This window comes from Providencia sp. PROV130 (assembly GCF_028482225.1).
GTDB lineage: Bacteria > Pseudomonadota > Gammaproteobacteria > Enterobacterales > Enterobacteriaceae > Providencia > Providencia rettgeri.
Map to the genome: position 1 here is coordinate 1 of NZ_JAMPQC010000051.1, position 9,233 is coordinate 9,233.

The 9,233-nt window shown below is 45.0% G+C and carries 11 protein-coding genes and 1 pseudogene; all 12 read right to left on the bottom strand.

Annotated features, from left to right (window positions below):
• Nucleotides 1-83 precede the first annotated feature (83 nt).
• Nucleotides 84-575: pseudogene (locus PSF28_RS22660) on the bottom strand (phage tail tube protein); the annotation flags it as partial.
• A gap of 11 nt (nucleotides 576-586) precedes the next feature.
• A complete protein-coding gene (gene gpU / locus PSF28_RS22665) occupies nucleotides 587-985 on the bottom strand; it encodes a phage tail terminator protein (protein WP_272685687.1) in 399 nt (132 codons plus the stop codon).
• Nucleotides 985-1,548 carry a phage tail protein gene (locus tag PSF28_RS22670; RefSeq protein ID WP_272685688.1) on the bottom strand — a complete coding sequence of 188 codons (564 nt, stop codon included), beginning with the start codon at nucleotides 1,546-1,548 and terminating at the stop codon, nucleotides 985-987. The genes gpU and PSF28_RS22670 overlap by 1 nt, the downstream gene beginning before the upstream one ends.
• The gene (locus tag PSF28_RS22675; protein WP_217008378.1) at nucleotides 1,526-1,822 is read right to left on the bottom strand and encodes an ATP-binding protein; all 297 of its coding nucleotides are present in this window, start codon (nucleotides 1,820-1,822) and stop codon (nucleotides 1,526-1,528) included. The genes PSF28_RS22670 and PSF28_RS22675 overlap by 23 nt, the downstream gene beginning before the upstream one ends.
• A gap of 3 nt (nucleotides 1,823-1,825) precedes the next feature.
• Nucleotides 1,826-2,173, bottom strand: a complete 348-nt coding sequence (locus tag PSF28_RS22680) for a DUF2190 family protein (protein ID WP_272685689.1) — start codon at nucleotides 2,171-2,173, stop codon at nucleotides 1,826-1,828.
• Nucleotides 2,174-2,255: 82 nt separating this feature from the next.
• The gene (locus PSF28_RS22685) at nucleotides 2,256-4,304 is read right to left on the bottom strand and encodes a ClpP-like prohead protease/major capsid protein fusion protein (protein ID WP_336298964.1); all 2,049 of its coding nucleotides are present in this window, start codon (nucleotides 4,302-4,304) and stop codon (nucleotides 2,256-2,258) included.
• Entirely contained in the window at nucleotides 4,273-5,778 is a 1,506-nt protein-coding gene (locus PSF28_RS22690; RefSeq protein WP_272685690.1) for a phage portal protein, read from the bottom strand. The genes PSF28_RS22685 and PSF28_RS22690 overlap by 32 nt, the downstream gene beginning before the upstream one ends.
• Nucleotides 5,775-5,990, bottom strand: coding sequence for a hypothetical protein (locus PSF28_RS22695; RefSeq protein WP_102140841.1), 216 nt, complete (start codon nucleotides 5,988-5,990; stop codon nucleotides 5,775-5,777). The genes PSF28_RS22690 and PSF28_RS22695 overlap by 4 nt, the downstream gene beginning before the upstream one ends.
• Nucleotides 5,987-8,104 (bottom strand): phage terminase large subunit family protein, encoded by a 2,118-nt coding sequence (locus PSF28_RS22700; protein WP_272685691.1) that lies wholly within the window; start codon nucleotides 8,102-8,104, stop codon nucleotides 5,987-5,989. Before PSF28_RS22700 ends, PSF28_RS22695 begins: the two co-directional genes overlap by 4 nt.
• Nucleotides 8,101-8,604, bottom strand: a complete 504-nt coding sequence (locus PSF28_RS22705; protein WP_102140851.1) for a DUF1441 family protein — start codon at nucleotides 8,602-8,604, stop codon at nucleotides 8,101-8,103. The genes PSF28_RS22700 and PSF28_RS22705 overlap by 4 nt, the downstream gene beginning before the upstream one ends.
• Before the next feature lie 261 nt (nucleotides 8,605-8,865).
• Nucleotides 8,866-9,009 (bottom strand): hypothetical protein, encoded by a 144-nt coding sequence (locus PSF28_RS22710; RefSeq protein WP_272685692.1) that lies wholly within the window; start codon nucleotides 9,007-9,009, stop codon nucleotides 8,866-8,868.
• Nucleotides 9,010-9,012: 3 nt separating this feature from the next.
• Nucleotides 9,013-9,233 (bottom strand): hypothetical protein (locus PSF28_RS22715; protein ID WP_272685693.1); only part of this gene is annotated, 221 nt, incomplete at its 5' end.

Consider the following 9,233-nt stretch of genomic DNA (forward strand, 5'->3'; position numbering starts at 1 on the left):
AGGGTGAAATGCATATAAAAAAAGCCACATTTCTGTGGCTATTCATTAGGTTGGTCAGTTGATTATTCTTTAGGTTGCGTAGCCGTTCTAGTCGCAGGCTTCGGTGTAATTTCTTCCGCCATTGTTGGGCGACCGGTATTTTTAATTTTTACCGTACGCGTCATGGTTTCTTTGATCGGAATGGATTTACCGAGGGCGCTAATCCAGCCTTTAAATAAATCCAGCGTGCCGTTCGGGTACGAAATTTTGTAAAAGCGCGGCAAACCTTCATCAAACCACTCAATCAGGTCTTTTTGCCCTTCCTCGCCCGGTAACCAAGCAAGAGTAATACTGGTTTCACCTGAGGATTTCTCACCTTGAGTGGTGTTTTCCCAGTCCCCATCAGGATCATCAAGATAGCTATCATCTTCACTTGCCGCCGTGATTTCTCCCGGCTCCAGTGACTTAATTTTAGCTAATCGAATAAAGCCCGTTTCGCTAAAGGGATCTTGGGTTGGGTCACCCGTGCCTGTATAGACCCAAAGTGTGGTACCCGCCCCCTTAGTGGGAGCTAATGGATTTGGTACTTTTGCCATCGTAAAATTCCTTACATGTCATATTCAATTTGGTAGGTGATATCAACCGAAGCCCATAACGCCATTTCATCATCGCGATCATAATCAAACCCTTTCGGGGTCATATCGGTTAATACATCACCTAAACTGCTCATGCTTTCGATAGCTGGATATAGCGTTTCTTCCACCCATTTATCTAAATCAGAGTCAGTTTTGGCGGCTTTTAAAAAAAGCTCGATATGAAGGATGGCGGTCCATTGGTTGCTATCAAGGTACCGTGGATCAGGGTGAGGCTCTGTTAAATAAACAGCGACGACAGGCAGCTCACTTTCATCAAAGTTAACAGGTCGCCCGTCATAAGTTGATAATTTTGGGTGGCTAGTCTTGAGCCCCTCAATCACCAACTGGCGGATCTTGGTGTGCTTAATCATTATCCCCCCTTAAAATAAAGCCGTAATTGGTTATTCAAGGCGTATTGCATTTCTTTGCTCATATCCTCCTCACGAACTTTAATAGCGTGCTCTTCAAAGGCCTCTGTTAGCGGTTTAGATACGGGAATTTTGACAACATCAATCGGGTAACGGCTTAAGCTAAGCCGTTGCATGACATGCCATTTACCATTTTTTAGCTGTTGAATAAACGCACCTTTAAAGGTGAATTTACCCACTTTTAAAACACTGCCATGCCGCCTATCGACTCCCCGACGACGAGATAATTGAACACGCGCCGTGCCGAGCACAATCGCAGGTAAATTACCTCTGTTTACTGTGATCCGCGCTTTAGGGGTTCCTTGCTTTACACTGGCTTTCTTAAGCCTTACACGCTTACGGATGATCTTTTGTTGGATTTTGACTTCTTTGGAAACTTGCTTAACGCTGCGGCTAACGGCTCTTGCCGTAATCCGATTTATCGCCTGTGCCGTGGCAATCGGGGTCACTTTATCAACGATAATACCAAGATTACGAACCGCTTCATCTTTCCCCTTCATCGTCATCAACCTCTAAAAAAATCATCCACTTACCGTTGAACCTTTGTCGGCGAGTGGCTTTATAATGGAGACCGTCAGCAATAACACTGTCATTCTTCCCGGGCTTGTACGTATCAGAAAAAATGACATAAGAAAGCCCATCCCCCGTAACAGGGCCGAAGTCAGGTAAGAAATGAGATTCCACCCCAATATAACCAACACCGTTAATTATGATGGACTTCCCCATTCGCTTTGCAGTGAGTGCGTCCATGCGATCTGCAAACCGTTCAAACGCACTCATAAATTAACCGCCTGCTGCCACGGCTGCTGGAAATAGATTAAGCTTTACAGGTACCAACTCCGCACCCGCTTCTGCCGCCCCCCATGTAATACCAACAGGAACGCCACCTTTGTCAGCAACAATCCCTTTATCACCTGTCACTGTTTGACCTGCCGTTAATGCAACGCCCGCTTTTTTCTTTAGTAAAAAGACACCTTCAGCAAATCCATCACCAGTTTCCCCTGGTTCAATATTTGTTGCAGCGATACAAGCTAATGCACCCACCATGACCAAATCGCCACTGATAATAGCGGTTGCACCTGTATTTTTAATTTCAACAGTTAACCCTTGTTGTTGATAATTCTTAGCCATAACTTCTCCTTCTGGCTCCGAGGAGCCAGATTTTAGGTATAAAAAAAGCCCGTTAGGGCGAGGGTTTTAACCTGTAATAAGGTTATTTCGTATCAACACGAACCATGCCGCGATAATCTACTGGGGCAACCCCTGCATCGATACGAACTTTAGTGGTTACACCGTCAGAGCTGAATCCTTCTTCTTGGTCAATGTAAGGCGTATCAACACCGTCAAGGTAGGCAACCTCAATGGTATCTGTACCTTGCGCCGAGGTCAGGAACCACGTAGGTTTATCTTTACTCGCACCACGTGATAAACGAGATTCACGGATAACTTCAACAATATCTTTGACTGGGTTAATGATCCCCGCGTTGATATCCGCACCTTTGACGCTGCTAGAACCAATAACTTGTTTGGCAGAAGTTACTAACGCCGTTGGAACCAGCATAAATGCAGGTTCAATATTTAACTCACGCTCACCTTCTTTTTGCTCTTGCATTAACGCACAAGCAGCCGCAATCGTATCAACATCCATGCCGCCACTGGTTAAGTTTGCGTGTTTTGCATCAAACATTTTAATGTTATCACCGCTGAAGATTGCGTTATCCATCAGGATAGCGTAAACCAAGTCACCAATGGTCGCTTTGGCTGCGCGGCCTAGTTTCATCGGGGTATCAGTGAGCATTGACATATCATCGTTAATGATAGCTTGGCGAGTAATGCTGAATAACTCACCGTAGGTTGCCAGTGCGATAGTTGCCTTTTTATCACCCGTAGTGACGTACTTATATTCTGCCCCTTCGCGAACTTCACGAATGGAGTTAAACCCGCCCATTCCAACACGGGTAGCCGGTTTAAAGTCGCCTAAGTGTCCTTTTTTCGTCCATTTTTCAAACGTTTCTGGCGCTTCATTCCAACCTTGCAAAATAGATTTATTTGCTACATCTAACAAAATATTACCGAAGTCAGATGTGCCATGAGTAAAGGCCATGCCAACCATTTGCATTGAGTTACGAGTCGCAATACCAACGCCACGATCCGTTAATGACATGCGAGCCAATTCACGTAATGTCATGCAGTTATAAGGGTTATCAGCATGTGCTTCATCATATCCTGCACGCGCCATTAATGATGCTCGGACGCTATCCCCGACAAGATTACCGTTATTCGCATAAATATGAGCACCGTAATTATTTTTATTTGTTGGTGTCGCCTCTTTGGCTACCAAATCTAAAATTTTGTCTTTTGCTTGCTCGACGGTGCAGTTGATATCTGTCAGGCACTCAACCATGATGCTGTCATGCTTACCGCCGAACATCGCAAACAAATCTTTAATACCATTCATGCGCGTTTGCTCGGCTTGTCGTGCTTGCGCCTGAATGCTTGCCGTATCTGGCTGTTGTGTATTAGTTGGATTTTGTGATTGTGGTGCAGGCTCTGTCGCCGGTGCGTTTGATGTTATTGTGTTTCGTGGGTTAGCTAAGCTATTTTTCAAGGTGTTTTGTAATGATTTCGGCATGGATTTAAATTCCTCGATGCGTTTAGATGAAAGACTGGCCATGGCTTTAACCGGCTCAATCACAGTATTAGCAAAACCGTGCTCCACGCACTCTTCTGCCGTTAACCATGTCTCTTCGCCGAGCATGGCTTCAATTTCTTCTTTGGTTTTCCCAGTTTTTTCCATGTAGGCAGGAATTAAGACGTTTTCTACCTTATCGAGCAGATCAGCATAATCTCGCATATCATTGGCATCACCCCACGACACACCCCAAGGTTTATGGATCATCATCATGGCATTTTTTGGCATTTTGACTTCGTCACCCACCATGGCAATAACGGACGCCATGGAAGCCGCTAACCCATCGATATAAACCGTAATGTTGGCATTGTGGTTTTTGAGCTGGTTATAAATGGCGATACCCTCAAAAACCTCACCGCCGGGTGAATGAATATGAAGGTTGATATGGTTGATATTGCCAAGGGAAATTAAATCTTCGGTAAATCGCTTTGCACTTATCCCCCACATCCCAATTTCGTCATAAATATAAATATCGGCTGAAGTCTCACTGGTTGCTTTCATTTGAAACCAGCTTTTCTCCGGTGCCGACATTAGCGGTTTACTCATCGTCGTGCTGTTTTTTGGTAGCATGAGATGTGTGTTTCTCGTCTGCATTGTCGTTACCTTTGTCGTTAGCGGGGTCAGTATCAAATTTCAGCCCCAGTCGTTCATTTTCATCAATTTCCGCTTTACGGCGGCGTTTAACTTCTGCTGGGTTACCACCTCTAGCGCGAACCCAATCACTTTCTGTCGCAGCACCACCGCGAATTTGTGCTTTCCATGCATTTGATTCTTTAAGCGGATCAATCCATGGCATGACAGGGCCATTGTATGTGGCGTTATAAAGTGAGTTGAGGTCAACATCAGGCGGAAGGATGATTACCCTAGATGCAATCGCCATTTGTAGCCATTGTCGATAAACAGGCCGACTAATTGAGCCGCAGAAGGTATCTTGCAAGATGTAATACCCTTCAAATGACTCCACCAGTTCTTGTCTTTGTGCGCTGTATGTTCCGTTGTAGTCACGAGCAATACTGGAATAGCTACCCCGGCTACCTGCAGCAACAGCTCTTAACTGACCGTTCCGAAAGTTTTCAAGGTTTGGGTTTGGCCTATCCGATTTGATCATGCCAACTTCTTCACCGGGCAATAAGTCATCGTAGATTATGCCCGGTTCAATGATGATATTTCGGTCTTCTTTATCTTCATCAGCATCATATAAACTGGCATCACCTTTTTTAATGTACATCCCTAATGAAGCTGCAATCCTTGCTGCTGTAAGCTCTGCGTCCTCATAGTCCTTCAAAGAGCTTAGGCGCATTAAGATACCTGAAAATAAACTGACACCACGCACCTGATGTAACCGCCGTACATATTTTATATGCAGCATGTTTTCAGCGAGGATGGATTTGAGATCTCCCATTTGCTGTCCTGCGGTTAACAGGTTTTTGTAAACAGAATAGGATTGTGGGCGACCCCAGTTATTTAATTGGATCCCCTGTCGGATATTTTCCCCTGTATCATCAAGATGAATAGGAACAAAGTCAGGTTCAAGTGCTTCCAACCAAAACGGAATCCCCGCTTGTTTATCCAACCCCTTTTGGTTTCCTTTGACTAATTGAGCAAAGGCCTCCCCATCGCGTATCCATGTTCGAACCAAGAGACGCTCAAGCATTGGGCGCGTAAATTGCCCTGTCACTTCTGGACGAATTGACCATTCAGCCCAAGCAGATCTTATTTGTTTGGCTAGTTCTTCATGGATTTGCCCTGTTATTGATAGTGGCTGAGGTTCAACGATGATCCCCCTACTACCAACAACCCGCTCCTCCATTTTATCGAGGATACCAATCACAAGATCATGGTTGTTATCTAACCACCGCGCCTGCTCGCGCAATGATTTCCCCCCAGTTTGCGTTAATTGATTGGCATTACGGGGCTCTCGCCTTGCTTTATGTTGCCGTGATGGCATTGCGGCTTCATAGGCGAGGATTTGGTTTCGTGAGCGCAAGCGACTACTGGCCCATCCTGGTGAAATCACCGATATGGCTTTATCAAGAAAATTCATTGGAACCTCGCTAATTTATAGCCGGGTGACTTGCGTTTTGTAGCACTGCTTTGTGCATATCGCCTCTCCCAGTATTCTCGCCCCTTGCGGATCTCGCTGAGGTTTTCCATTGTCATGGACTGCCCATTAAATGTGACACTTTTCCCCTGCAGTATTTCCATTTCCGCTTTTAGATACGCGTCCCTCATTTCTTTAATTTCGTCTCGGGTCATACCCATCCCCCAGATGTTGAAGACACAGGAGTCCATGCCGAACTTGCGCTAGGCTTGGTTTCTTGCGTTTCTGCTTGAGTTTGAATTGGTGTTGATTTTGGAGGAGGTTGATTAGAAGTCAGAGGTGATAGTTTAACTTCACTGATATCCGGCAACTGAGCCCACTTAGGCGGGTTCTCCCATTTGATTTTTTCGTAACCGAGTAAAATAACTAACGCATGTGCATAGACCATCAAGTCAAAAGCTTCGTTAGCCCCTTTGCCCGGCTTTGACCATTTTCCGCTGCTGTCGCGCTCTTCATACGTTAATTCATCGTAAAACGAATCATCGAGCCAGTCAGGGAAATGGACATAGTTATTACCCACAGTCTCCCGCCCTAAATGTGCGGAAATACGGTCTTTTAATTCATTTGTTTGCAACAAATAAATAGGCACATCACCACGCGCTCTTGCACGGCGGTCTGAACGCTCCGTATTATCAGGGTAGGATTTGGTAATCAGCTTGCTTTTGGCTTTACCATCTCCTTTAAACAGATAGACACGGCGCGCTAGGCCGTCTTTTTTGCATTTACGCCAAAATTTATACGCGTTATCAGTTACCCCTTCTTCCCCACCGGTATCTATTGCCATGCAATGGACGCCCATTTCAACGTTGTCATGATCGTGAATTGGGTAAGTTTTATCGAGCACATCCGTAATGAGAACATCCCAGTCCTCCGCGTAAGATGAAGGATTAATGGGCAGTGATTCACCATCTTCGCTTGTTCTTAATGAATGAGTGATATCAAATCGGTCAATTATCCAACGCTCACCTCTGGTGCCATAGCCTGTGACCTGAACGACAAAGCGCCGCTTTTTACCGCCCTGAACGTCAATAGTTGCAACAAGAAAACGAACGCCATTAGGCACTGAGCCATAGTCCCAATACTCTGCTCGGGCTTTAAGATCATCGCCGCTTCGCTGCTCTTGACTGATTTTTGGTAAATAAGGTTGTCCCCAGTCGGTATTAATAACAGACTTTAGTGTTTCCTCACTCCCGGTTCGCTCGTATTCTTGCTCCGCATTGAGTAAGTTATAAACTAACTTTTCCCATGTTTGATAAGCGGCTGCGGGGCCTTCCATCCAAAATGAAGCAATGCGCGACTCCCTTGGCTCACCTGTCACAACGCCATTTTGGTCAATAGACTGCCCCTCTTTGAGCCAAATACCTTTATTATTTAGCGCTCTTTTCTGATCAGGTTCAATGAGCCCCAGACAGTGTGGACACTGTAATCGAGCGGCTTTGCTGCCCACTGTTGGGTCATCCCCCTCATTAAAACCCACCATATTTTCTCGAATGGGCAAAAAATATTCCAAACAGTGCGGGCATGGCCAATACCAGCGGCGGCGATCACCCCGATTATAAAGTGACAAAATCCCCGTTGTAGGTGGTGCCTCATGAGGTGTATTTCGTCGCCATTTACTGTCTGTTATTTCTCGACCAGGAGAGCTTTCAACAAGTGTTTTACCTGCGGACATAAATGTCGTTGTACGCTTTGCGGCTAGTGTGTAGGCATCACCCTCTCCGTCTATATCTTCAGGAAACCGGTCATAATCCGTTAATGCAACAAACCGATAGTCCGAAGAGGACATAATATTGACGGATGGCCAGCCAATTTTTAAATAATTCCCCGCCCTGAATGTTTTGTCATGAACGTTATTATCATTGCGGTGAGGGCTTAGTCTTTTAGCCACCTCTCGACTTGAACGAAAGGCTCTATCCAATCGTTTTTTAGAGTGCTCCCTCGCCTTTTCTTCCGTCATTTGGATGAGAAGAAAGTCTGCAGGGTCACAAACAATGACATAGACGATCCAGCCATCAATCAGCCCCAATGATTTTCCTGTTCGAGCTGGACCAACAAATATCACTGAGTCATAGCGACGATCTGCAAGGCAATTCATGGGTTCAATAATATAAGGTGTTAATGAATCATCCCACGGTATTGAAGAGCCTTCCCCCATTGGAACGCGCATATATTTTTTTACAGCCTGAGCAATTGGCATTCTACGGGGAGCTTTTAATAATGATGCGACATCCTTTCTTACCGTTGATGCTGAGGCATAATTTACTGTCATTCGTCAAAATCCTCCGCATCCATCACGCGAGAAGCGAGAATATCCCGTAATTCATCAACAATGATTTGCACCTCAGTGAGCTGCTCCGCGTTCCATCCCTTATCTCGCTCTAATTTATCGGGCCATGTATCTAAAACTTGGGTTATTGCCTTAACCAGCACCGCCATTTCCAAATGCACATCGGCAACAGGAACCAGTTGTTTAAGTGTGGTTTCTAGTTTTATCCGTTCGTTTTCAGACTGAAACCAATCTTTGCGATCCTTGGGTGGCATTAATGATGGGTCTTGTAAGCTGTTCGTATTGGCATCAGGGTCAGCGCCGAAAAGTATCGGGCCGATATCTCGTAAAGCGTAAACGGGATTCCCCCGAACCATATTTGCTATCGGGGTGTTTGCATCGAGCAATCGCTTTTTAACTGTTCCGCGATTCAAGCCGAATGCTTCAGCAATCTTAGCCACGCTCCAGTTGTAGGCGTCCCCCAGATTGCTGATGTTGGACATTGACACCTCACTCTGTCAGGTGAAAACTGATATTTTTATTTATTATCAGATAGATATAACACATTGAGGTGACAACTCATTTTAAAAATTGTCACCTCAATGTCGATATTTGCAAATTAAATCAAAAGGTTAAATCACCTGCTGCTGACAGCATGAAAAATTGAAAACGAGCCGTTTTCCGCGCGCATGCCGCCTCGTGGTAAGGGTACCCCCTCAGGAGTACCTTTTGAATTATGCGTAAAATTAATCAATCTAATGAATTTAAGGTTTATTTGGTGGCGAGAGTGGCTTGGAATTACTAGACCGCTTGGGTTGATACCCTTTAACATTTGTAACGCCATCATTTAGTTGCTTGTCCAGTTTTTCTCTGAATTGATTAGGGTTATTAAAACCTTGACTGCTCATACATTACCTCACTGTGCGCCCACAAATCTTTAGATTTAGCTGTCTCAGGCTTTCAGCGATTGCCCTATCCGAATCAGCTATGGCTTGTTGTATTGCCGTGATAGAGGCTTGCAGTTGACTAAACTCAGACTCAACCTGTTGCTTGAACGCTGTAAATTCACCATGACTAACAGGTATATTTATATCGATAGCTTCATCCAATGCCGCGATAAATGCCTTATTAC